Raw genomic sequence first — 22,390 nt, forward strand, 5'->3', positions numbered from 1 at the left:
CCAGGGGCGCGGACGTCAGGCCAGGTCACGCACCATGTGCACGTGCGGGATTCCCGCGTCCAGGAACTCCTCGCCGTGGGCGGTGTAGCCGAGCCGCTCGTAGAAGCCGAGGGCGTGGGTCTGCGCGTGGAGCTCCACCGTGGTCAGTCCGCGCTCGCGCGCCCGGACCTCCACGGCGCGCACCAGCGCCACCCCGGTACCGGTCCCCCGCCCCTTGGGCAGGACGGCCAGGCGGCCGAGCACACCGACGCCCCCGCCCTGGTCCACGAGTCGGACCGTGCCCACGGGCACGCCGTCGACCAGCGCGAGGAGGTGGTCGGCGGTCACGTCGCGCTCGTCCCACTCCTCCTCGATGGGCACCTGCTGTTCGGAGACGAACACGGCGCCGCGGATGGCGAACACGACGGCGCGGTCGTGGTCGTCCTCGGCCAGGCGGATCAGCGGTTCGGTACTGGTCATGTCCGCAGACTAATCGCCCCCGGGACGCGTCCGGTCCGCGCCCACCGACCTACCCTGGGTCCATGGGCCGACCCGAGACCGTCCACCCGCCCGTCGAGGACGCGCGCGCCGAGCACGCGCGCTACTGGCGTTTCTCCGGGCTGCCCGGGACGGAACTGCTCACCGCGCGGTTCGTCACCACGTCGTTCGTCCGCCACACGCACCCGACGTACACGATCGGGGTGATCACGGGCGGGATCGAGGAGTTCGCGCACGAGCGCGGACACGCGCGGGTCGGGCCGGGCGGCCTGGCCGTGGTCGGCCCCGGCGAGGTGCACACGGGCCACGCGGGCGTCCCGGAGGGATGGAGCTACCGGGTCTTCTACCCCGCCCCCGAGGTGGTCGAGGACGTCGCCCGCGAACTCGGGATGCGCGGCACCCCCGCGTTCACGGAGTCGGGCATCGACGCGCCGGAGGCCGCCCGGGTCCTGGCCCGCGCCCACCTGGCGGCCGAACGGGGCGAGTCACTGGCCGCCTCCGCCCACGCCCGGCGGGGGCTCGGGATGCTGCTGAGCTCCCACGGGCGCGAACGCGCCGTGGCTCCGGCCGGGCACGCCGCCCGCCCCGAGGTCGCCCTGGCCCGCGACCTGCTGGCCGCCCGGCTGCAGGATCCGCCCACGCTGGAGGAGCTGGCCACGACCGTGGGGCTGCGGCCGTTCACGCTGCTCCGTGCGTTCCGGGAGGCGTACGGACTGCCCCCGCACGCCCACCTCAACCAGGTGAGGGTCGACCGGGCCCGCGCGCTGCTGCGCTCCGGCCGCCGGGCGGGCGAGGTCGCCGCCGAGGTGGGCTTCGCCGACCAACCGCACCTGACCCGGCACTTCCGGCGCCACCTGGGGGTGGCGCCCGGCGCGTACCAGCGCGCGATCCTGGCGTCCTGAGGGCCGCACCGGCCCGGGGCGCAAGAACGTTCAAGACGGGGGCCGGGGCGCGGTCCTAGCGTCGATCGTCGTGAAGACATCCTCGATCCTCCGTTCCGCCGCGGTGCGCGACGGCGTCGGGCTCGGTGTCGCCGTGGGCGCCGCCGGTCTGGCCTTCGGCACGGCGGCGGTGACCGCCGGACTCTCCCCCGCGCAGGCGGTGTTCCTGAGCGCGTTCGCCTTCACCGGGGCGTCGCAGTTCGCCCTGGTCGGCGTGGTCGCCGGTGGCGGCAGCCTGGTCGCGGGCGTGGTGGGCGCCCTGCTGCTGGGGGCGCGCAACACGCTCTACGGACTGCGGCTCGCCGACACCCTGGGGTGGCGCGGCACGCGGCGTGCCCTGGCGGCGCACGGGGTCATCGACGAGACCGCCGCGATGACCCTGCCCCACACGGACCGGGCCACGGCCCGGGAGGCGTTCACGGCGACGTACGTGGTCCTCGGCGGGTTCTGGGTGGCGACCACGCTGGTCGGCGCGCTGGCGACGGACCGGGTGGCCGACGTGTCCGCGTTCGGGCTCGACGCCGTGGGCCCGGCCGTCTTCCTCGGGCTGCTGTGGCCGCGGCTGCGCGACGACGGCGCCCGGGTGCGGGTCATCGCCCTGCTGGGCGCGGGGATCGCCCTGGCCGCCACGCCCGTGCTGCCGTCCGGCGTCCCGGTGCTGCTGGCGGCCTCGGCCGCGCTGCTCGGGCTCCTGCGTCCCGTGGCCGCGGACCGGACCGACCGAGCACGTGTCGAGGAGGGCCGACGATGACCCTGTGGATCGCGTTGATCGCCACCGCCGCCGGGTGCTACCTGCTCAAGTACGCCGGGCTGGCCGCCCCGCGCCGCCTGCTGGACGTCCCCTGGCTCCAGCGGTTCGCCATGGCCGTGCCGATCGCCCTGCTCGCCGCGCTGATCGCGGTCGAGGCGCTGCGGGGAGAGGGACAGGCCCTGGCCTGGGACACCGCGCGGATGGGCGGGATCGGCGCCGCCGTCGTCGCGCTGATCCTGCGGGCGCCCTTCCTCGTCGTGGTCCTGGCCGCGGCGGCCACCACGGCGGCGCTGCGGTGGTGGGGGGGCTGAGGCTCCGACGCGTCGCGGCCGTCCTCGGTCGTCCATGGGGGATGTCCCGACGGAGTCCCTCAGGGCCGGGGAGCCGACTCCGTGTAGACGGAGGCGGCCTCCCGCAGCGCGCGCACGGCCGCCCGGATCGCGGGCCGTCGTGAGGACTCGGTCCGCCAGAACACGTACACCTGGCGGACCAGCGCGGGCTGCACCGGCACGACCCGCACCCCCTCCGGGACCGGGCCGCATCCCAGGCGGGGCATGACCGCCGCGCCGATCCCGGCGGCGATGAGGGTCAGCTTGGTCTGGTGTTCCTCGACGGTGTGCACGATGAGGGGTTCGGCGCCGCGCGACCGGATCATGTCGTACAGCCAGTCGTTGCAGATCGACCCCCGCGACCAGCTGATCCAGGGAAGCGTGAGGATCTCGTCGAGCTCCAGCAGCTCCCGGTGGGCGAGCGGGTGGACGGCGGGCAGCGCGATGTCGCCGACGTCCTCCATGAGCGGCGCCCGGCTCATCCCGGTCGGCAGTTCCAGGGGCGCGCCCTCCCAGTCCACGACCAGGGCGAGGTCGGCGTCCCCGCGGGCCATGGCGGGCACGCTCTCGTGCGGCTCCTCCTCGTTGATCTCCACCCGCAGGCCGGGGTGGGCCTCGCGCAGGGAGGTCAGGGCGTGCGGCATGAGTCCGCGCACGGCGGTGGGGGTGGCCGACAGCCGCAGGTGCCCGACGACGTCGTCGCGGTGGGCCTCCAGCTCGGCCTCGGCCCGTTGGACCATGGACAGGATCCGGGCGGTGTGCTCGACGAGGAGTTCGGCGGCGTCGGTGAGGCGCACACCGCGGCCGGTGCGTTCGACGAGCGGTTGGCCGACCTCGCGTTCGAGCTTGGTCAGCTGCTGGGACACCGCGGAGTTGGTGACGTGGAGGGCCTGGGACGCCGCACTGAGGGATCCGTGCACGGCGACGGCGTGCAGGACGCGGAGCCGGTCGACACTGAGCATGTAAGCAAGTCTAACGTACCGCTTAAGGAATTATAAGTAGACCTAAGACATGGGACGACGGTACAACGGTCCCATGTCCGTCATCTCCCCTCCCCCGACCCTGTCCGGGGCGACCACCCGCGCGCTGTCCGGCTGGCGCGCCAAGTTCGTGCTCCTGGCCCTGATCTGGGGTATGAGCTTCGTCTTCATCAAGGTCGGCGCGGAGGCCCTGGCGCCCGTCCAGCTCTCGCTCGGCCGGATGCTCTGCGGGGCGCTCCCGCTGCTGGCCGTCCTGCTGCTGCGCGGCCGCCGCCTGCCGACCTCACCCCGGCTGTGGGGCCACCTGTTCGTGTCCGCCCTGCTGCTGAACACCGTGCCGTTCACCCTGTTCGGATACGCCGCGCAGCTCATCCCCTCGGCCCTCATGGGGATCGTGAACGCCGCCACGCCCCTGTTCGCCGTGCTGTTCTCCATGCTCCTGCTCGCCGACGAGCGCCCCGACCGGGACCGGCTGCTGGGGCTGGGCATCGGGTTCGTCGGCGTGCTCACCGTGTTCGGGGTGTGGAACTCCCTCGGCGAGGTCTCGGTGACCGACCGGGACGCGCTGGTCGGCATGCTGCTCGTGGTCGCCGCGACCGCGTGCTACGGGCTCGGCACCCCCTACCTGCGGCGCTTCGTCGCGGGCAGCCCGCACGGCGCCCTGGAGCTGAGCACGCTCCAGCTCCTGCTGGGTTCGGCGCCGCTGATCGTCCTGGCGCCGCTGGTCACCGACATGCCCACGGGGGTGGACTGGCGGGTGGTCGCCTCGGTGGCCGCACTGGGCTCGTTGGGCACCGGGCTGGCGTACATCCTCCAGTACGGGGTGGTGCGCGGCGCGGGCGCGACGGTGGCCACGACGGTCACCTACGTCGCGCCGGTCGTGGCGATCGCCGCGGGCCTGGTCCTCATGGGCGAGACGCTGACGTGGAACCAGCCGCTGGGCGCGGTGGTCGTCATCCTCGGCGCGGCCCTGTGCCAGGGGGTCCTGCGCACCCGACGCGGCCCCGCCGACCAGGCGTGACGAAGGGGGAGGCCGGACGGCCTCCCCCTTCGTCACGTCCGCGGATCAGTCCTCTCGCAGCGTCTCCACCGCCGCCGCGAGATCGTCCGGGTAGGGGCTGGAGAACTCCACCGGGCGGTGCTCGGTGGGGTGGTCGAAGCCCAGCCGGACCGCGTGCAGCCACTGTCGGCGCACCCCCAGCCGCTCGGCGAGCGTGGGGTCGGCCCCGTAGAGCATGTCGCCCACGCACGGGTGGCGCAGGGCCGCCATGTGCACGCGGATCTGGTGCGTGCGCCCGGTCTCCAGCTTGATCTCCAACAGGCTGGCGGCTCGGAAGGCCTCCTGGGTGTCGTAGTGCGTCACCGAGGGGCGACCGCCCGCCACCACGGCCCACCGACCGTCCCCGGCGGGGTGCCGGTCGATCGGCGCGTCGACGGTGCCGCGCAGCGGGTCCGGGTGTCCCTGGACGAGCGTGTGGTACCGCTTGTCCACGGTGCGCTCCTTGAACGCCCGCTTGAGCACGCTGTAGGCCGTCTCGCTCTTGGCCACGACCATCAGGCCGGTGGTGTTGGCGTCCAGCCGGTGCACGATCCCCTGGCGCTCGGCCGCGCCGCTGGTCGCCACCTGGACGCCCGACGCGAGCAGCCCCTCCAGGACGCTCGGGCCGGTCCAGCCGACGGTCGGGTGCGCGACCACGCCGACCGGCTTGTCGACGACGATGATGTCGGCGTCCTCGTGCACGACGCGCAGCCCGGGCACGGCCTCGGGGCGCGGCACGGGCGCGGTGGGCGGCGGCGGGAGGGTGATCTCCAGCCAGGCGCCGGCCTGGACCCGGTCGGACTTGGCGGCCTCGGCGCCGTCGACCAGGACGCTGCCGTCGACGATGAGTTCGGCGGCGCGTGTGCGCGACAGCCCGAACATGCGGGCGATGGCGGCGTCGAGGCGGTCGCCCTCCAGCCCGTCGGGCACGGGCAGGCTCCGTGTGTCGCTCACTGGCCCGTCCCCTCGTCGGTGTCCTCGTCCCGGTCCGCCCGGTCGGCCGCGCCGTCCCCGTCCTCCGTGGCCAGGCTGCCGTCCAGGTTGACGCCCTTGAACGTCAGCAGCACCACCAGGCACGCCCCGACCACCACGCACGAGTCCGCGATGTTGAACACCGGCCAGTACGGCACGCGGATGAAGTCGACGACCGCGCCGTGGAAGGGCGCCGGGTCGCGGAACAGCCGGTCCATGAGGTTCCCGGCGGCCCCGCCCATCATCAGGCCGAGGGTGAGCGCCCACCAGACGTTGCGCACGCGCAGGCCGATGTAGGCGATGACACCGACCACGACGATGGCGATGCCGGTGAACACCCAGGTGTGGTCGGTGCCCATCGAGAACGCCGCCCCGGTGTTGTACACCAGGGTGAACTGGAGGAGGCCGCCGATCACGTCGACGCTCTCCCCCTCGGAGAAGGTCGACAGCACCCACTGCTTGGTGGCGAGGTCGGCCAGGACCGCGGCGACCGCGACCAGCAGCAGGATCAGGTACCTGCGCGGTCGCGCCGCGACGGTGTCGGGCGTGGTCATGTTCCTGTCCCCGGAGGGCTCTACCTCAGTCAGCGACGCTCCTCGCGCTGTTTGCAGGTGACACACAGGGTGGCGCGTGGGAAGGCCTGAAGGCGTGCCTTCCCGATGGCCTGGCCGCACGACTCACAGACCCCGTAGGTTCCCGCGTCCATCCGTTCGATCGCCCGCTCGCTCTTGGCGAGCAGGTCACGAGTATTGTAGGCCAACGCCAGATCGTGTTCGCGTTGGAAGGCCTTGGCCCCGGTGTCCGCGGGGTCGTCCCCCGCGCCCTCGACCGGGTCGCTCAGGCGGGCGGCGAGTTCGTCCTCGCTCTCGCGGATCTCCTCACGCAGGGCGGCGATCTCCTTCTGGAGCCGCTCGCGGACCTCGGCGATCTCCCCCGGTGTCCAGGGTTCCTCCCCCGAACGGACCAGCAGCCTGGCGGCTTCGGTGGCCTTCATCGCACTTCCCCTCCCAGACGGGCTCGCCCGACCCCGTGCCCCGCTGACCGCGGGTCCTCCCCCGTGGGCCGTGGCGCGAGCGGTGCCGGAAGCCTAGGCAATGCACGACCCCAAGGCAATGATCCGAGCGGTGTGCCCCCGCCTCACCTGGTCAAACGATGACCCCGCCCGGGTGCTTCCCCGCCCTGGCCGGCGGTGCCGCCCGGCACGGGAGGCACGGCTGGGAGGCGCTACTGGACGGCGGCGAACCCGCCGTAGTCCTCGGCGAGCGCGGCCAGGTGGGGTTCGTCGAACACGGCCGGGCCCCCGTGCGGGCCGGTGCGCACCTCGATCACCCAGTCCGCGTCCTCGGCGTCGTCCTCCCCGGCCAGCATGTCCCGGTGCACGAGGCAGGGCTCGTAGCCCTGTTCCAGCAACTGGTCGGCGAGCTCCTCGGCGTCGTCGCGGTCGGGCAGACTCACCACGACCGTGCCGTCCGTGTCCTGAGCCATGACGGACACCCTCCCTGGGCGGTGAAACGCGCCGTGCGCCACACCGCGCTGCGTTATCCTGACTGTCGAGGCGTCGATGGGGACGAGTAACGCTGGCCCCGACCGGACGGACACAGCCTAGACGGCCCGATCCGCCCGAGCGACCCGGGGATGGTGGGAGCCCGGGGGCACGACCAGCGCGAAGATCACCCCGGAGCCGCCGGAGGAACGGGAGCCCGCGCTCCCCAGTAGAACCGGCACCAGCGCAACGAAGAGGGATCCGTCGCCCGTCCGCCCAGCGGACCGGCCGCGGCTCCAAGGAGGGTGGTACCGCGGGGCCCGAGCCTCGTCCCTCCGTCAGGCACATCCCTGATGGAAAGGTACGACGGTGGCCCACGACCCCCGGCCCGAACCCCGCGCGCTGCCCCAGCTGCCCGCACAGATCGATCTACCCGCGACGGAGCGCGAGATCCTCGGCCGCTGGTCGAAGGAGAACGTCTTCCAGCGCTCGCTCGACCAGACCCGCGGCGGCCCCAACTGGGTCTTCTACGAAGGACCGCCCACCGCCAACGGCCAGCCCGGCGTGCACCACGTCGAGGCCCGCGCGTTCAAGGACGTCTTCCCCCGTTTCCGCACCATGCGCGGCTACCACGTCGACCGCAAGGCGGGCTGGGACTGCCACGGCCTGCCCGTCGAGGTCGCCGTGGAGAAGGAACTGGGCCTGTCCGGCAAGAAGGACATCGAGACCTTCGGCATCGCCGAGTTCAACGACCGCTGCCGCGAGTCGGTCCTGCGCAACGTCGACGCGTTCACCGCGATGACCGAGCGCATGGGCTACTGGGTGAACATGGACGACGCCTACCGCACCATGGACCCCCAGTACGTGGAGTCCGTGTGGTGGGCGCTCAAGCAGATCTGGGAGAAGGGCCTGCTGGTCCGCGACTACCGGATCAGCCCCTACTGCCCGCGCTGCGGCACGACCCTGTCCGACCACGAGCTCGCCCAGGGCTACGAGACCGTCACCGACCCGTCGGTGTACGTGCGCTTCCCGGTGACCTCCGGCCCGCTGGCCGCCCCCGAGCACCCGACGTCGCTGCTGGTGTGGACCACGACCCCGTGGACGCTGGTGTCCAACACCGCCGTCGCCGTGCACCCCGACGTGGCGTACGTGGTGGCGACCGACGGCACCGAGCGCCTGGTGGTCGCCGAGCCGCTGTTCGAGAAGGTCCTCGGCGAGGGCTGGGAGCTGACCGGCGAGCGGTTCGAGGGCGACGAGATGGAGCGCTGGACCTACCAGCGCCCGTTCGAGCTCGTGCCGTTCGACGAGCCCGCGCACTTCGTCGTCCTCGCCGACTACGTCACCGTCGAGGACGGCACCGGCCTGGTGCACCAGTCGCCCGCGTTCGGTGGGGACGACATGACGACCTGCCGCGCCTACGGTCTGCCCGTGGTCAACCCGGTGCGCCAGGACGGCACCTTCGAGGCCGACCTGTCCCTGGTGGGCGGGGTCTTCTTCAAGAAGGCGGACAGGACCCTGATCCGCGACCTGAAGGACCGGGGCCTGATGTTCCGCCACCTGGACTACGAGCACTCCTACCCGCACTGCTGGCGCTGCCACACCGCGCTGCTCTACTACGCGGTCCCGTCCTGGTACATCCGCACGACGGCGGTCAAGGACGAGCTGATCGGGCAGAACGACGTCACCAACTGGGTGCCCGAGAACGTCAAGGAGGGCCGCTTCGGCGAGTGGCTGCGGGGCAACGTCGACTGGGCCCTGTCGCGCAACCGCTACTGGGGCACGCCGCTGCCGATCTGGGAGTTCCCCGACGGCCGCCAGATCTGTGTCGGCTCCCTGGCGGAGCTGAGCCGCCTGAGCGGGCAGGACCTGTCCGACCTCGACCCGCACCGCCCCTACGTCGACGACGTCGTCATCCCCGACCCGGACGCCGATCCCTCGCTGCCCGAGGAGCAGCGGGTGGCGCGCCGCGTGCCGGAGGTCATCGACGCGTGGTTCGACTCCGGGTCGATGCCGTTCGCGCAGTGGGGCGCTCCGCACCAGAACGCCGACACCTTCCAGGAGAACTTCCCGGCGCAGTACATCTCCGAGGCGATCGACCAGACGCGCGGGTGGTTCTACTCGCTGCTGGCGGTGAGCACCCTGGTCTACGGCCGCAACTCCTTCGAGAACGTGGTCGTGCTCGGCCACATCCTCGCCGAGGACGGCCGCAAGATGAGCAAGCACCTGGGCAACGTCATGGAGCCCATCCCGGTGATGGACCGGCACGGCGCGGACGCGCTGCGCTGGTTCATGCTGGCCAGCGGATCGCCGTGGACGGCCCGCCGGGTGGGCCACGCGGCGTTGGAGGAGATCGTCCGCAAGGTCCTGCTGACCTACTACAGCACGGTCTCCTTCTTCACCCTGTACGCCAACGCCGGTGAGGGCTGGGACCACGCGAAGCTGGCGCAGGCGCCCGCCCCCGAGGACCGCCCGCTGCTCGACCGGTGGCTGCTGTCGGAGCTCAACGAGGTCGTCCGCGACGTCACCGAGGCGATGGACGCCTTCGACACCACGACCGCCGGGCGCCGCCTCACCGCGTTCGTCGACGACGTGTCGAACTGGTACGTGCGCCGCTCCCGGCGCCGTTTCTGGGGCGGGGCGAGCTCCCCGGAGGGCGCGTCCGCGTTCGCGACGCTGTTCGAGGCCCTGGAGACGGTCACGCTGCTGATGGCGCCGGTCGTGCCGTTCCTGACCGACCACGTGTGGTCGGCGCTGCGCCGTCCCGACGCGCCCGACTCGGTGCACCTGGCGTCGTGGCCGTCCGTGGACGAGGCGCTGATCGACGCCCGGCTGTCCGAGCAGATGGCGCTCACCCGGCGTCTCGTCGAGCTGGGCCGGTCGGCCCGCGTCGACTCGGCGGTGCGCACCCGCCAGCCGCTGGCCCGCGCCCTGGTGGGCGCGCCCGGGTTCACCGACCTGCCGGAGCAGCTGCGCGACCAGATCTCCGACGAGCTCAACGTCGAGCGGCTGGACGCGCTGGCCTCCGTCGGCGGGGACCTGGTGGACTACATCGTCAAGCCGAACTTCCGCGCCCTGGGCAAGCGGTTCGCCAAGCGCACGCCGCTGGTGGCCAAGGCGATCCAGACGGCCGACCCGGCCGAGCTGGTCGCCCGGGTCCGCGACACCGGTTGGGCGCAGGTGCGGGTCGACGACGAGCCCGTCGACGTCAGCGCGGACGAGTTGCTGGTCACCGAGCAGCCCCGCGAGGGGTGGACGGTGGCCTCCGAGTCCGGGGAGACGGTCGCCCTGGACCTGGAGCTCACGCCGGAGCTGCGCCGTGCCGGACTCGCGCGGGAGATGGTCCGGATGCTCCAGGAGGCGCGCAAGCGCAGCGGTCTGGAGGTCTCCGACCGGATCCACGTGTGGTGGACGGCGTCGGAGGAGGCCACCGAGCGGGCCCTGGCCGAGCACGGTGAGGCGATCGCCGGTGAGGTGCTGGCCGACGCGTTCGTCGCCGGTGAGCCGGGCGGGGACCTGTACACGGTCGCGTCGGAGGAGTTCGGCGTGACCTTCGGGTTCCGCCGGGCCTGACGGCCGACGCGAACGGGCGCCGCTCCTGGTGGTGGAGCGGCGCCCGTCGTGTGTTCGGGGCGGGTCGCCGTGGGCTCAGCGGGCCGGGTCGGGTTCCTCTCCCCCGGTGTCGTCCGTGGTGCGCGCCGTGCCCGGGGGTTCGGTCGGCGCGTCGCCGGTGGACGCGTCGTCCTGCGCGTCCTCCGGGGCGGTCACGCCCGTGGCGTGGGTGTCGTCGTCGGCGGACGGGGGCGCGGCCTCGTCGTCGGCCCGGGTGTCCTCGGAGGCGGTCTCGGGGACCGGTGCGTCCTCGTCCGCGGCCGGGGCGCCGTCGGCCGTGTGCGGCTCGGGCTCCTCGTGCGCGACCGTGGCGCCGTCCGACACATCCGACGCGTCCGGTACGTCCCCGGTCTCCGGGGTCGCCTCGGCGGCCGGGACGGTCTCGCCGGGCGCGGGGGTCTCCAGCGTCACCGTCGGACTCTCGTCCTCGACCGTCCGGTCGAAGGCGGGGATGCGGTAGCTGAACGGGGCGGGGGTGTCCTCCTCGCCCGGGGGTTCGGGGGCGGGCTCGGCGGCGGTCTCCGGCGGGATCGGCGGGGGCGCCGCGACCTCGGGGGCGGGAGACGCGTCGTGTTCGGACGTCTCCGTGGCTGTGGGCCGCTCCCCCGGCGAGGGGTCCGGGGCCGCGGTGTCCTGAACCGGCCACGCGGCGAACTCGGGGGTCTCCCCACGGGGGACGTCGGACTCCGGCTCCTGTGGACCGGCCCCCTCCGTGACCGGTCCAGCCCCGTGACCGGACTCCACGGGAGAGGAGACCTCCCGCACCGGCGCGTAGGCCGGTGCGGGCACACGCCCCGGCTCCTCGGAGCGCTCGTACTGGGCCGGTGTCGTCGCGGGGACGGACGACTTCCCCAAACCGTCCGTCCCGGAACGCTCCCGGTTCGATCCTCCCCCACCGAACCGTCCCTGGATCACCGCCCCCACGAGGAGCAGGGCACTGACCGCGCCGAGTCCGAGCGCGACGTACACGAGCGTGGTCTCGGCGAGCAGTAGGGCGGCCGCGATGACGGCGATGGCCGCCAGCACCGCCACGGTTGCGATGATGCTAAGGATCACGGGTCGACCAGGGCCTTTACACGCGTTGAGCCGGAGTCTTCAGTTGTTCGGAGCCGCATCGGGCCGAGCTCAGCGACGCTCGTGCGGAGCCTCGCCCGGGTGGAAGCCACCGTGCTGGGCGGGCTCGGGCTGACCGAACGGGTTGCCGGCGGGGCCGTGCTGCTGGAGCGAGGGCGCGCCGCCGGTCTGGGGGCCCATCGTCTGGAAGCCGCCCGTGGTGTTCGGGTTCGGCTCACCGGACTTGCCGTCGTCGTTGAGCTCGCGCAGCTGGCGCTCGAAGTAGTCCTTCAGGCGGCTGCGGTACTCGCGCTCGAAGTCCTTGAGCACGTTGACCTTGTGCTCCAGTTCCTCGCGCTGCTGGACGAGGGAGCCCATGACCTGGCGGTGGCGCTCCTGGGCGTCGCGGTCGAGGTTCTCCGAGCGGGCCCGGGCCTCGCCGATGATCTGGTCGGCCTGGCGGCGCGCCTTGCCGAGGATGTCCTCGGACTCGTGGCGGGCGCGGCCCAGCGTCTCGTCCGCCTCGCGGCGGGCGTCGGAGATCGCCTGGTCGGCGGTCTGCTGGGCGAGGGCCAGAACACGGGCGGCCGTGTCCATGTTCTCCTCGCCGCCCATGGCCAGGTTCGCACCGGTCATGCCCATCTGGGCGGGCTGGGCCGGGGGCTGGGGGGCCTCGACGGCCTGCGGGGGCTGCACGGGCTCCGGGCGCATCTGCTCCACGTGCTGGACCTCGGGAGCGGCGTCCTGCTGCTGGAAGTCCTGCATGCCCGCGTTGGGAACCTTGCCCCGCAGACACTCGGCCAGCTTGCCGCGCAGTTCCTCATTCTCCTGGATCAGCCGGTCCAGCTCGGACTCGACCTCGTCGAGAAAGGCGTCGACCTCTTCTTCGTCATATCCCGGACGAAGCCGGGTGGTACTGAACTGCTTGTTCCGCACGTCCGCGGGTGTCAGCGGCATCTTCGTCTCCTTGGCGCGCTTGGGAGTCTGTCCGTAGGGACGCTACCTGATCGTGACCTTACGGCAATCCAGATCATGACCAAGACCACATAACGGAATCAGGGGTGTCTCGTTGCCCTGCGCATCCCTATGCGACGTTGTTCGCGAGGCCCGTGAGAACGTTCATCAGCAGCGCCACGGCGATGAAGAGGACCAGGACACTCAGGTCGAGTGCGATGCTCCCCAGCCGCACCGGCTTGATGAACCGACGCAGGAACCTCAGTGGTGGGTCGGTGATCGTGTACACGACCTCAGCGAGCACGAGCACGAACCCCGTGGGACGCCATGTCCTGGAGAAGGACTGCACCATCTCCAGGACCACTCTCGCGATCAACACGAAAAGGAAGATCTGGAGCGCGATGAGCAGCACTGACAGGACGATACTCACGGTCGTTCCTCGACCCAATCTGTGGACGGGTGTGATGGTCTAGCTCTGATTGAAGAACCCTCGCTCAGCGATCCGCGCCTTGTCTTCGGCGGTGACCTCGACGTTCGCCGGAGAGAGCAGGAACACCTTGTTGGTGACCCTCTCGATACTGCCATGGAGACCGAAGATCAGACCAGCCGCGAAGTCGACGAGACGCTTGGCGTCACTGTCGACCATCTCGGTCAGGTTCATGATCACCGGCGTGCCCTCCCGGAAGTGCTCTCCGATGGTACGCGCCTCGTTGTAGGTGCGGGGGTGGAGCGTCGTGATCCGCGCGAGATCAGCGGTGGAGGCCACCGTGGTCGAGCCACCGCGCCGGTCGCCCGAACCCACGTAGTCGTCGGTGTCCGTCACTGCGTCGCCCCGTGCTTCCTCGCCTCGCGGAGAGTCGGCGTCGCCGTCACGCCCCTCCTCCGACCCCTCGTCGAAATCGTCGAACTCATCATATTCGTCCGCATAGCGGTGATCGTAACGGTCGTCCTCCACGAGGCCGAGGTAGACCGCCATCTTGCGCATCGCGCCGGCCATCCCATACCCTCCGTCGTCCCCGCGGCCTTCACCGCAGCCAGCTCCTCCATCTTCACCCGTCACTCGCCGCCTCCGCGGGGCGGAGCGCCCATTCGGGCGAACTCCACAGACGGGCCCCAAGGTCTATGTGGGGACATTACCCCACGATCGACGCCCGGTCTCCGAGCAACGCCGTACCGAGTCGCAGGTGTGTCGAGCCGTGTGCTACCGCCGCCTCCAGGTCGCCGCTCATGCCCGCCGAGATCGCCGTGGCACCCGGGTGGCGGTCGCGCACGCGGTCGGCGACCGCGCGCAACCGGGCGAAGGCGGCGAAGGCGTCGCCCTCGCGCGGCGCGACGGCCATGACACCGCCGAGGGTGAGCGCCTCGTGCTCCCCGATCCGCGCGGCCAGGTCGAGCACGTCCTCGGGATCGACGCCGCCGCGCGGTCCGATCACCCCCGCCTGGGAGTCGGCGTCGAGGTTGACCTGGATCAGGCAGGTCAGGCGGCGCCCGGCCGCCGCCGCGCGTTCGCCCAGCGCCCGGGCCAGGCGCGCGCGGTCGACCGAGTGCACGACGTCGGCGTACGCGGCCACCGACCGGGCCTTGTTGGTCTGCAACTGGCCCACGAAGTGCCAGGTCAGGTCCAGGTCGGCGGTCTCGGCGGCCTTGGGCGCGGCCTCCTGGTCGCGGTTCTCCCCGACGTCGGTCACACCGAGTGAGGCGAGGATCCGCACGTCGCTGGCCGGGTAGGTCTTGGTGACCGCGACCAGCGACACCTCTCCCGGGTCGCGGTCGGCCTTGGCGCACGCCGCGTCGATCCTGGCCCGGACCGTGTCGAGGTTGGCACGGACCTGGTCGACGCGTGCGGGATCGGGCTGTGACACTGTGTTCCTTCTGTTTCCCGTGGGAGCGGGGTGGTGTGAGAGATGTGGTGTGCGCGGTGACGCGCCGGGGTGTGACGGGCCCCGCCGTCACCGCGGATCCAGGGTACGACCTGGCGGTCCGGGCGGGGGCGGCCTCGGAACCCGGTGACCGGGTCGGATTCAGTCGCGCCAGATGAAGGAGGCGAACCGTCCGGTCGGGGCGTCGCGGCGGTGGGAGAAGAGTTCGGGGCTCTCCAGGGTGCAGCGGCCGTCGGCGGTGACGTCGGTGACACCGACGCGGCGCAGCTGCGCGGTGACGGCGGCGAGCATGTCGACGCCGGGTGTGCCCTGGCGGGTGACGCAGGCGGCCTCGGGGGTGGTCCGGGCGGTCTCGTCCCGCACGTGTTCGGGCACCTCGTAGCACTTGCCGCAGATGGCGGGGCCGAGGAAGACGGTCATCCGGCCGGTGTCGGCGCCCTGGGCGACCATGGTCCGCACCAGGTTGGCGGCCACGCCCGCCGCCGTCCCCAGGCGGCCGGAGTGGGCCGCGCCCAGCACCCCCGCCGCGGCGTCGGCGGCCAGGACGGGCAGGCAGTCGGCGGCCATCGAGGCCAGGACCAGGTCGGAGCGGGTGGCGACCACCCCGTCGCAGGTGCCCACGCCGCCGGGTCGGGCGGCCACGAGCACGTCGGCGCTGTGCACCTGGTTCATCCACACGACGCGGTCCACGTCGAAGCCGAGGCGGCGGGCCGCGGTCTCCCGGTTGGCCAGGACCGCCCCGCGTTCGTCGCCGGTGCCGAGTCCGAGGTTGAGGGAGTCGTAGGGGGGCGCGCTCACTCCGCCGGCGCGTTCGGTCACGGCCGCGCGGACGCCGTGCCCCAGGTCGATGATCGTGCCCATGCGCGTCCGCGTGTCCCCTCGCTCGGCCCGCGCGGGGAGGTGCGGTCGGTTCGCGGGTCCCCGGGGGCGACGACGGCCCCGCCACGGGGCGGGGCCGCTGACTCTCCGATGCTACCGGGGCTCGCTCCGACTACTTCAGGAACTCCGGCACGTCCAGGTCGTCGGGGTCGTCGAAGATGACCCGGCGCCGGGGCGTGGGCACCTCGCCGCGCCGCTCGGCGGCGGAGTCGGCGACCGCGTGGATCGGACCGCCGCGACCCTCCCGCGCGGCGAACTCCTCCTCGTCCCGCGCGACCGGCCGCTCCTGGGCGGAGGTCGCCTCGACCCCGAACTCGGCGTGGGTGTCCGGGCCGGGGGTCGGTGCGTGCGACGGAGCCTCCGTGTGCGCCTCCGGATCGACCGGGGACGTCGGGGCCGCCGGAGTGACCGGGGTGGTCGACACGGTCGGAACACCCGGCGCGGGGCGCTCCTGCTCCCTCGGCTGGACCGGCTGGGCGCTCGGGCGCGCCGATTCCGGGGCCGCGGTCGGTTCGGGGCGCGTCGGAGCGGTCCACGGCACGGCGCCGGCCGTCGCCCCTCCCGTGTCCGCGGCGGAGGACGCCCGCTCACGCGGCGTCTCCTGGACGGACTCGGGGATCGGTGTGGGGGCGGCGGCCTCAGGAGGGTCCACGGGACGGTGCTCCCGCGCCGGCGCACCGTTCGTGCCCGGTTCGTCGAAGCCCGCGGCGATGACCGTGACCCTCACCTCGTCGCCGAGCGCGTCGTCGATGACGGCCCCGAAGATGATGTTGGCCTCGGGCGCCGCCGAGTTGGCCACCAGTTGCGCGGCCTCGTTGATCTCGAACAGCCCCAGGTCGGAACCGCCCTGGATGGACAGGAGGACCCCGTGGGCGCCGTCGATGCTCGCCTCCAGCAGCGGTGAGGAGATGGCCATCTCCGCCGCCGCGACGGCCCGGTCGTCCCCGCGCGCGGACCCGATGCCCATGAGCGCGGATCCGGCGCCCGACATGACCGACTTCACGTCCGCGAAGTCGAGGTTGATCAGGCCGGGGGTGGTGATGAGGTCGGTGATGCCCTGAACACCCGAGAGCAGGACCTGGTCGGCCGCCTTGAAGGCGTCCAACACGCTGACCTGGCGGTCGGAGATGGACAGCAACCGGTCGTTGGGAATCACGATGAGTGTGTCGACCTCCTCACGGAGCATCGCTATCCCCGACTCGGCCTGGGTGGCCCGCCGCTTGCCCTCGAACCCGAAGGGGCGGGTGACCACGCCGATGGTGAGGGCGCCGAGGGAGCGGGCGATGTTGGCGACCACGGGCGCCCCTCCGGTGCCCGTCCCACCGCCCTCGCCCGCGGTGACGAAGACCATGTCGGCCCCCTTGAGGACCTCCTCGATCTCCTCCCGGTGGTCCTCGGCGGCCTGGCGGCCGACGTCCGGGTTGGCTCCGGCTCCCAGGCCGCGCGTGAGTTCACGGCCGACGTCGAGCTTGACGTCGGCGTCACTCATCAGCAGCGCCTGGGCATCGGTATTGATGGCGATGAACTCGACGCCCTTGAGCCCCTCTTCGATCATTCGGTTGACGGCGTTGACACCGCCGCCGCCGATGCCGACGACTTTGATGACCGCGAGGTAGTTCTGCGGTGCTGCCACGACGAGGGGCCTTTCCGCTCGCATGAGCCGTCCCCTCGGCGCGTCCGGGGCCAGGGCCGCCGGAGAACGCCTCAGGTTCGGCATCCGGTTTACTCCATGTGCGTTTCGGGTTCCCCCGCACCGCGGCGTCCACGACGCGGGTGTCCGGGGACCCGGGGCCGTCCGGAACCGCTCCGCGTCCGACCCTGCGGTCGACGCCCTCCGTCCGCTGGACGGACAACGGTTCCTGCGTACCCCGAAAAGCGTGTTTTGCTACGTTCTTGACGGTGGTTGTGCTTCCCGACAGTAAGCGGACTGCCGAGTACGGGCAACCGATGCTGGGGTCAGCCTAACCGCGCATAACACGAGGAAGCGATGTGCGCACCCGGCGCGTCGCGTCTGGAATGTCCGCGCCGGTCGGTAAAGCGTCCCGTGAGGGCTCCCGCGACACTCCCCCGAGGCGCCCGGACCGCCGACACCGTTCCTTTCCCGCTCTCTGGTCACCGCTTCACCGAACGATGGCCAGGTCCGGTGTGCTCACGTCGTAGACCCGCCCGTCCTCGGGGGGGTGCTCGCGCATGAGAACCCGCAGGACCGCGCTCTTGTCGGCCGTGGCGGAGGGGTCCCCCCACTCCACGAGCGACCCGCCCCCGAGGTCGAGGACGATCGCGTCGGTCTCGGTGGCGTCGATGAGCTGGACCTGCGCCAGGAGGGAGCCCGGGGCGCGTTCGACGATGTCGGCCGCGGCCCGGACCGCCTCGTTGCCCTCGACCTCGCCCGTGACACGCACCACGGGATGGGTGCCGGGACGGGTCGGCGAGTCCTCGACGCGCACGCCGTCCCCGTCCACGAGCCGGTACTCGTCCCCGGCCCGGACCGCCAGCAGCGGCTGGCGCTCGACGATCTCCACGCGCAGGGTGGCGGGCCAGCCGCGCGACAGCGTGGCCGACTCCACCAGGTCGACGGACTCGGCCCGCTCCGCGCCCGCCGCCAGGTCCACCCGGATCAGCGGGGTACCGGTCGCCACGTCCACGGCGGCCACGACCTCCTCCCGCGAGACGCGGTCCAGGCCGGTGACGGAGACCTCGCGCACGACGAGCAGTCGGGACCCGAGCAGACCCCAGGTGACGACGCAGACCAGGGCGACCACCAGCAGCGCCGCGAAGGCGAGCTTCCACGGATCGGACCCGCGACGCGGCTTCCCCCCCGGCTTCGGGTCCGCCTTGGGTTCCGCCGTCGCCTCGCCCTGGTCAGCGCTCACGTGTCTCCTCGGTTCCTGCGTGGTGGCCGAGCCGACTAACCCGCCGCGGTCTCGGCGGCCCGGGCGCGTGCCTCCACGATCCGCGGCCCCAGCTCGGTGACGTCGCCCGCGCCCATGGTGAGCACGATGTCGCCGGGTCGGGCGAGCTCGGCCACGTGGCGCACGACCTCGTCCCGGCCGGGCACGTACCACACGCGGTCGTGGGAGACCCGGGAGGTGATCAACTCGCCGGTCACCCCCGGCTCGGGGTCCTCGCGGGCCGCGTACACCTCCATCACCACGACCTCGTCGGCCAGGCTCAGCGCCGCGGCGAACTCGTCCGCGAAGAAGCGGGTGCGGCTGTACAGGTGCGGCTGGAACAGCGCGACGACCCGACCGGCGGGCAGCCCCTGCTCCGCCGCCTCCCCGGCGACCGACTCCAGCGCGGCCCGGGTGGCGCGCAGGTCGGCCTCGATCTCCGTGGGATGGTGGGCGTAGCTGTCGTAGACCGCCACCCCGTCCGCCTCGCCCTTGAGCTCGAAGCGGCGCGCGGCGCCGGCGAAGTCGGCGATGCCCTCCACCGCCACCTCCAGGTCGTGGCCCAGTTCGTCCGCGACCACGAGCGCGGCGGCGGCGTTGAGCACGTTGTGCCGACCCGGGACCGCCAGGGTCCCGTCGATGGGCTCCCCGCCCGCGGTCTCGATGGTGAACTCGGTGGTGAAGCCGCGCGCGGCCGTCCGGGTGATCCGGTGGTCGGCGTCGGCCGCCTCCCCGTAGGTCACGACGCGCTTGCCGCGCTCCCGGGCGATCTCGGCGACCCGGCGGGCGCCGGGGTCGTCGACGCCGACGATCAGGGTGCGCTCGACCCGGTCGACGAACGAGGCGAAGTTGGCGTGGATCTCGTCCAGGCCGCTGTAGTTGTCCAGGTGGTCGGCCTCGACATTGGTGACCACGGCGATCTTCGGGGAGAGCATGAGGAAGGAGCCGTCGCTCTCGTCGGCCTCGACCGCGATGGCCGGGCCGATCCCGGCGTCGGCGCCCAGGCCGGTGGTGACCAGCTTGCCGCCGATCACGTAGCCGGGGTCGGCGCCCAGGTGCTGGAGGACCACGGCGATCATGGACGTCGTGGTGGTCTTGCCGTGCGTGCCGGACACCGCGATGCCCTCGCGGCCCAGCAGCAGCGCGCCCAGGGCCGCGGCCCTGGGCAGGATCCGCAGGCCGCGGCGGCGCGCCTCGACCAGTTCGGGGTTGTCGTCGCGGATGGCGGAGGAGACGACCAGCGTCTCGGCGGCGCCCAGGTGGTCGGCCGCGTGGCCGACGTGCGTCTTCGCGCCCATCTCCTCCAGTTCGCGCAGGGTCTGGCTGTCGCGGGCGTCGCTGCCCGAGACCTCGACCCCGGACTGGAGCAGGACGCGGGCGATGCCGGACATGCCCGCCCCGCCCAGGCCGATGAAGTGGGTGCGGCCGAGCTTGTCCACGGGGACCGGATCGGTCGGGGTGACGAGGCTCATCGGGTGTCCTTCCCGTCGTCGTGGTAGACCTCGTCGCCGTCGGCGTCGTCCAACGGGAGGTCGGGGGTGGGGCGGTCACCGCGGGCGATCGCCATCACCTCGCGCGCGAGTTCGGTGTCGGCGTCGCGGCGGCCCATCCGGGCGGCCGCCTCGGACATGGACACGACCCGGTCCGTGTCGGTCAGCAGGGGGATGAGCTGCCCGGTGATCCACTCGACCGACACGTCCGCGTTGTCGACCATGACGCCGCCGCCCGCCTGGACGATCGGCTCGGCGTTGAGGGCCTGCTCGCCGTTGCCGATGGCCAGCGGGACGAAGGCGCCGGGCAGGCCGACGGCGGTGAGCTCGGCGCAGGTCATCGCGCCGGAGCGGCACATCGCCACGTCTGCGGCGGCGTAGGCCATGTCCATCCGGTCCACGTAGGGGACGGCGACGTAGGGGACGCCGTCCTGGGTCAGGTCCTGGGGCTCCGCGGCGTTCTTGGGGCCCACGACGTGCAGGACCTGCACTCCGGCGGCCCGGAAGTGGGGGATGGCGGCGAAGGCGGTCTCGTTGATGCGCTGGGCGCCCTGGGAGCCGCCGAAGATCAGCAGGGTGGGCAGGTCGTGGCGCAGGCCGAAGTAGGCGCGGGCCTTGTCGCCCATGGCCAGCCGGTTCAGCGTGGTGATCTGCTCGCGCAGCGGGATGCCGACGTAGCGGCCGTTGCGGATCTGGGTGTGCGGGTGGCCGGTGTACACGTGCGGGGTCAGCCGTGCCCCGAGCCGGTTGGCCAGCCCCGGCAGCGGGTTGGCCTCGTGCACGACGATCGGCAGGCGCCGCCGCCGCGCGGCCAGGTAGCCGGGGGTGGCCACGTACCCGCCGAAGCCGACGAGGACGTCGGCCTGGAGCCGGTCGAGGTGCTCCCCCGCGGCGCTGAGCGCACCGGCGAGCTTGCCGGGGACCGTGAGCAGCTGGGGGGTGAGCTTGCGCGGCAGGGGGACCGCGGGGATCAGACCGAGTTCGTACCCGCGCATCGGCACCAGCCTGGTCTCCAGCCCCCGCTCGGTGCCCAGACAGAGGATCTCGGTGCTGGGGTCGACGCGCCGCAGCGCGTCGGCAAGGGAGAGTGCGGGCTCGATATGCCCGGCCGTGCCGCCTCCGGCTAGGGCTACCCTCATGGTCGCCGATTCCTCCTTGGCCGGTCACCCGCCGGGACCGGTCCGCTCCTGTGCTTGGCCGTCGTCCTGCCGCCACGGGTCCCGCGGGGGCCGCGCGCCGTGGTGGCGCGCCTGGGGACGGTGGCGCCGCCCCGCTTGTGCACCGAGGCGCCGACATTCTCCAGGCCCAGCCAGCTTAGAGCCCTTTGGGGCCTACTGGGACCCCGGGCCGCCAGGGCTTTTCTCGCCTGGGGCTCGGACTTGGCCAGTGCGAGCAGCACGCCGAGCGCCAGCATGGTCGGCACGAGTGACGAACCGCCGTAGGAGACGAGGGGCAGCGGGATACCGGTGACGGGCACGAGACCGATGACGGCGGCGATGTTGATCATCGCCTGGCCCAGGATCCACGCGACGAGGGCGACGGCCGCCAGGCGCGCGAAGGGCTCCTCGACCCTGCGGGCCACCCGCAGGCCGGCGTAGCCCAGCACCCCGAACAGGGAGATGACGACGAGCGTGCCGATCAGACCGAACTCCTCGCCGATGATCGCGAAGATGAAGTCGGACTCGGCGAAGGGCAGGAAGCCCCACTTCTCCCGGCTGGCGCCGATGCCGACGCCGAACACCCCGCCGGTGCCCAGCGCGTACAGCCCGTGCAGCGACTGGAAACCGTCCCCGGTGGGGTCGGCGCCGGGGTCGAGGAAGGCCGTGACGCGGGTGATCCGGTAGGGCTCGATCGCGATGATGATCACGGCGAGCGCCAGGACCAGGCCGAACATCGCCACGAACATCCGGCCGGGCGCGCCGACCACCCAGAGCAGGGACAGGAAGACCAGCAGCAGGACGAGCGTCGTGGACAGGTCGGAGCCCAGCAGCACCAGCAGCGCGAGCAGGCCGACACCGGGCAGCAGCGGGAAGAGCAGGTGCCGCCACTCGGTCATCTCCCGCAGTTCCTCCCTGCGGGCGAGCACGTTGGCGCCCCACAGGGTGAACGCGAGTTTGGCGGGCTCCGAGGGCTGGATGCTCAGGCCGCCGATCTCCAGCCAGCGCATGGCGCCGTTGATCTCGGTGCCCTGGAACGCGGTGAGCAGGAGCAGCAGGACGGAGACGATCATCGCCGGGTAGCCCGCGATGCGGAACACCGTGTGGGGCAGGTGGGAGGCGACGATCATCAGCGGCAGGCCGATGCACGCCGCCACCATCTGGCGCTGGAACATCGAGAAGGCCGAGCCGGTCGCGGTGATCGAGTCGACCATCGTCGACGACAGCACCATGACCAGGCCCAGGGCGATGAGCATCACCCCGGTGCCCAGCACCAGGTAGTAGGAGGTGAGGGGACGGTCGAGGGACCGCGCCCACTCACGCCACAGTGCGCGTTCACGCCCGCCGGTCGCCGCGCGCCCGCGTGGCCGGGCCACCCCTGGGACCGTTGTCGTCGCCGCCATCCACACCCTCCGCACGATTCGCGCCTCAATAGTGGCGCACGGGCACATGCGGGAGCGCGGACATTTTCCGCGTGTTGGCCATCTTTGACGCCCGGGAGGGTG

At 72.5% G+C, this 22,390-nt stretch carries 22 protein-coding genes; 5 read left to right on the top strand and 17 right to left on the bottom strand.

All coding sequences use genetic code 11. The features are described 5' to 3' along the window. Positions 1-15: 15 nt before the first annotated feature. Positions 16-459, bottom strand: a complete 444-nt coding sequence (locus AB0I72_RS04790) for a GNAT family N-acetyltransferase (protein ID WP_358563050.1) — start codon at positions 457-459, stop codon at positions 16-18. Between the two features lie 62 nt (positions 460-521). On the opposite strand from AB0I72_RS04790, the gene AB0I72_RS04795 reads away from it, so the two are divergent. From AB0I72_RS04795 to AB0I72_RS04805, 3 genes are all read left to right on the top strand, one after another. Beyond that, complete coding sequence (locus tag AB0I72_RS04795) at positions 522-1,379, top strand: AraC family transcriptional regulator (RefSeq protein WP_358563052.1); 858 nt, start codon at positions 522-524, stop codon at positions 1,377-1,379. Between the two features lie 70 nt (positions 1,380-1,449). Further along, positions 1,450-2,169, top strand: a complete 720-nt coding sequence (locus AB0I72_RS04800; protein WP_358563054.1) for an AzlC family ABC transporter permease — start codon at positions 1,450-1,452, stop codon at positions 2,167-2,169. Beyond that, positions 2,166-2,480: an AzlD domain-containing protein gene (locus AB0I72_RS04805; protein ID WP_358563056.1), complete on the top strand. Its 315-nt coding sequence runs from the start codon at positions 2,166-2,168 to the stop codon at positions 2,478-2,480. Before AB0I72_RS04800 ends, AB0I72_RS04805 begins: the two co-directional genes overlap by 4 nt. A gap of 59 nt (positions 2,481-2,539) precedes the next feature. Here AB0I72_RS04805 and AB0I72_RS04810 read toward each other — a convergent pair whose 3' ends face one another. Beyond that, positions 2,540-3,460: a LysR family transcriptional regulator gene (locus AB0I72_RS04810; protein WP_358563058.1), complete on the bottom strand. Its 921-nt coding sequence runs from the start codon at positions 3,458-3,460 to the stop codon at positions 2,540-2,542. Positions 3,461-3,533: 73 nt separating this feature from the next. On the opposite strand from AB0I72_RS04810, the gene AB0I72_RS04815 reads away from it, so the two are divergent. Beyond that, entirely contained in the window at positions 3,534-4,499 is a 966-nt protein-coding gene (locus tag AB0I72_RS04815) for a DMT family transporter (RefSeq protein ID WP_358563060.1), read from the top strand. A 45-nt stretch (positions 4,500-4,544) separates the two neighbouring features. On the opposite strand, the gene AB0I72_RS04820 is transcribed toward AB0I72_RS04815, so the two are convergent. From AB0I72_RS04820 to AB0I72_RS04835, 4 genes are all read right to left on the bottom strand, one after another. Beyond that, positions 4,545-5,471, bottom strand: a complete 927-nt coding sequence (locus AB0I72_RS04820; protein WP_358563062.1) for an RluA family pseudouridine synthase — start codon at positions 5,469-5,471, stop codon at positions 4,545-4,547. Further along, positions 5,468-6,043, bottom strand: coding sequence for a signal peptidase II (gene lspA, locus AB0I72_RS04825; RefSeq protein WP_358563064.1), 576 nt, complete (start codon positions 6,041-6,043; stop codon positions 5,468-5,470). Before lspA ends, AB0I72_RS04820 begins: the two co-directional genes overlap by 4 nt. A gap of 29 nt (positions 6,044-6,072) precedes the next feature. Next, positions 6,073-6,483: a TraR/DksA C4-type zinc finger protein gene (locus AB0I72_RS04830; RefSeq protein WP_358563066.1), complete on the bottom strand. Its 411-nt coding sequence runs from the start codon at positions 6,481-6,483 to the stop codon at positions 6,073-6,075. A gap of 230 nt (positions 6,484-6,713) precedes the next feature. Then, on the bottom strand, positions 6,714-6,974 hold the full coding sequence (locus tag AB0I72_RS04835; protein ID WP_358563068.1) for a hypothetical protein: 261 nt from the start codon (positions 6,972-6,974) through the stop codon (positions 6,714-6,716). Positions 6,975-7,341: 367 nt separating this feature from the next. Between AB0I72_RS04835 and ileS the strand changes: the two genes are divergently transcribed. Continuing rightward, positions 7,342-10,542 carry an isoleucine--tRNA ligase gene (gene ileS / locus AB0I72_RS04840; protein ID WP_358563070.1) on the top strand — a complete coding sequence of 1,067 codons (3,201 nt, stop codon included), beginning with the start codon at positions 7,342-7,344 and terminating at the stop codon, positions 10,540-10,542. A gap of 75 nt (positions 10,543-10,617) precedes the next feature. On the opposite strand, the gene AB0I72_RS04845 is transcribed toward ileS, so the two are convergent. From AB0I72_RS04845 to ftsW, 11 genes are all read right to left on the bottom strand, one after another. Next, the gene (locus AB0I72_RS04845; RefSeq protein ID WP_358563072.1) at positions 10,618-11,613 is read right to left on the bottom strand and encodes a hypothetical protein; all 996 of its coding nucleotides are present in this window, start codon (positions 11,611-11,613) and stop codon (positions 10,618-10,620) included. Positions 11,614-11,706: 93 nt separating this feature from the next. Further along, complete coding sequence (locus tag AB0I72_RS04850) at positions 11,707-12,591, bottom strand: DivIVA domain-containing protein (protein WP_358563074.1); 885 nt, start codon at positions 12,589-12,591, stop codon at positions 11,707-11,709. Between the two features lie 127 nt (positions 12,592-12,718). Then, positions 12,719-13,018, bottom strand: a complete 300-nt coding sequence (locus tag AB0I72_RS04855) for a YggT family protein (RefSeq protein WP_358563076.1) — start codon at positions 13,016-13,018, stop codon at positions 12,719-12,721. A 39-nt stretch (positions 13,019-13,057) separates the two neighbouring features. Next, positions 13,058-13,585 carry a cell division protein SepF gene (sepF, locus tag AB0I72_RS04860; RefSeq protein ID WP_358563078.1) on the bottom strand — a complete coding sequence of 176 codons (528 nt, stop codon included), beginning with the start codon at positions 13,583-13,585 and terminating at the stop codon, positions 13,058-13,060. A gap of 136 nt (positions 13,586-13,721) precedes the next feature. Next, complete coding sequence (locus AB0I72_RS04865; protein WP_358563080.1) at positions 13,722-14,450, bottom strand: YggS family pyridoxal phosphate-dependent enzyme; 729 nt, start codon at positions 14,448-14,450, stop codon at positions 13,722-13,724. A gap of 159 nt (positions 14,451-14,609) precedes the next feature. After that, a complete protein-coding gene (gene pgeF / locus AB0I72_RS04870; protein ID WP_358563082.1) occupies positions 14,610-15,329 on the bottom strand; it encodes a peptidoglycan editing factor PgeF in 720 nt (239 codons plus the stop codon). Positions 15,330-15,459: 130 nt separating this feature from the next. After that, positions 15,460-16,980, bottom strand: a complete 1,521-nt coding sequence (ftsZ, locus tag AB0I72_RS04875; protein WP_358563083.1) for a cell division protein FtsZ — start codon at positions 16,978-16,980, stop codon at positions 15,460-15,462. A gap of 487 nt (positions 16,981-17,467) precedes the next feature. Continuing rightward, entirely contained in the window at positions 17,468-18,115 is a 648-nt protein-coding gene (locus tag AB0I72_RS04880) for an FtsQ-type POTRA domain-containing protein (protein WP_358563732.1), read from the bottom strand. 140 nt (positions 18,116-18,255) lie between these two features. Continuing rightward, the gene (gene murC / locus AB0I72_RS04885) at positions 18,256-19,710 is read right to left on the bottom strand and encodes a UDP-N-acetylmuramate--L-alanine ligase (protein ID WP_358563084.1); all 1,455 of its coding nucleotides are present in this window, start codon (positions 19,708-19,710) and stop codon (positions 18,256-18,258) included. Continuing rightward, a complete protein-coding gene (gene murG / locus AB0I72_RS04890) occupies positions 19,707-20,867 on the bottom strand; it encodes an undecaprenyldiphospho-muramoylpentapeptide beta-N-acetylglucosaminyltransferase (RefSeq protein WP_358563086.1) in 1,161 nt (386 codons plus the stop codon). The genes murC and murG overlap by 4 nt, the downstream gene beginning before the upstream one ends. After that, on the bottom strand, positions 20,864-22,288 hold the full coding sequence (gene ftsW / locus AB0I72_RS04895) for a putative lipid II flippase FtsW (RefSeq protein ID WP_358563088.1): 1,425 nt from the start codon (positions 22,286-22,288) through the stop codon (positions 20,864-20,866). The genes murG and ftsW overlap by 4 nt, the downstream gene beginning before the upstream one ends. Positions 22,289-22,390: the final 102 nt, after the last annotated feature.

Origin of the sequence: Nocardiopsis sp. NPDC049922 (genome assembly GCF_040660275.1) — a bacterium.
GTDB lineage: Bacteria > Actinomycetota > Actinomycetes > Streptosporangiales > Streptosporangiaceae > Nocardiopsis.

What these genes read in the sequence shown, in the direction of transcription:
- murC (WP_358563084.1), bottom strand. Translation starts at nt 19,710, where the DNA reads ATGAGCCTCGTCACCCCGACCGATCCGGTCCCCGTGGACAAGCTCGGC.
- AB0I72_RS04815 (WP_358563060.1), top strand. Translation starts at nt 3,534, where the DNA reads ATGTCCGTCATCTCCCCTCCCCCGACCCTGTCCGGGGCGACCACCCGC.
- murG (WP_358563086.1), bottom strand. Translation starts at nt 20,867, where the DNA reads ATGAGGGTAGCCCTAGCCGGAGGCGGCACGGCCGGGCATATCGAGCCC.
- AB0I72_RS04805 (WP_358563056.1), top strand. Translation starts at nt 2,166, where the DNA reads ATGACCCTGTGGATCGCGTTGATCGCCACCGCCGCCGGGTGCTACCTG.
- AB0I72_RS04795 (WP_358563052.1), top strand. Translation starts at nt 522, where the DNA reads ATGGGCCGACCCGAGACCGTCCACCCGCCCGTCGAGGACGCGCGCGCC.
- sepF (WP_358563078.1), bottom strand. Translation starts at nt 13,585, where the DNA reads ATGGCCGGCGCGATGCGCAAGATGGCGGTCTACCTCGGCCTCGTGGAG.
- AB0I72_RS04850 (WP_358563074.1), bottom strand. Translation starts at nt 12,591, where the DNA reads ATGCCGCTGACACCCGCGGACGTGCGGAACAAGCAGTTCAGTACCACC.
- AB0I72_RS04830 (WP_358563066.1), bottom strand. Translation starts at nt 6,483, where the DNA reads ATGAAGGCCACCGAAGCCGCCAGGCTGCTGGTCCGTTCGGGGGAGGAA.
- pgeF (WP_358563082.1), bottom strand. Translation starts at nt 15,329, where the DNA reads ATGGGCACGATCATCGACCTGGGGCACGGCGTCCGCGCGGCCGTGACC.
- lspA (WP_358563064.1), bottom strand. Translation starts at nt 6,043, where the DNA reads ATGACCACGCCCGACACCGTCGCGGCGCGACCGCGCAGGTACCTGATC.
- AB0I72_RS04790 (WP_358563050.1), bottom strand. Translation starts at nt 459, where the DNA reads ATGACCAGTACCGAACCGCTGATCCGCCTGGCCGAGGACGACCACGAC.
- ftsW (WP_358563088.1), bottom strand. Translation starts at nt 22,288, where the DNA reads ATGGCGGCGACGACAACGGTCCCAGGGGTGGCCCGGCCACGCGGGCGC.
- AB0I72_RS04810 (WP_358563058.1), bottom strand. Translation starts at nt 3,460, where the DNA reads ATGCTCAGTGTCGACCGGCTCCGCGTCCTGCACGCCGTCGCCGTGCAC.
- AB0I72_RS04835 (WP_358563068.1), bottom strand. Translation starts at nt 6,974, where the DNA reads ATGGCTCAGGACACGGACGGCACGGTCGTGGTGAGTCTGCCCGACCGC.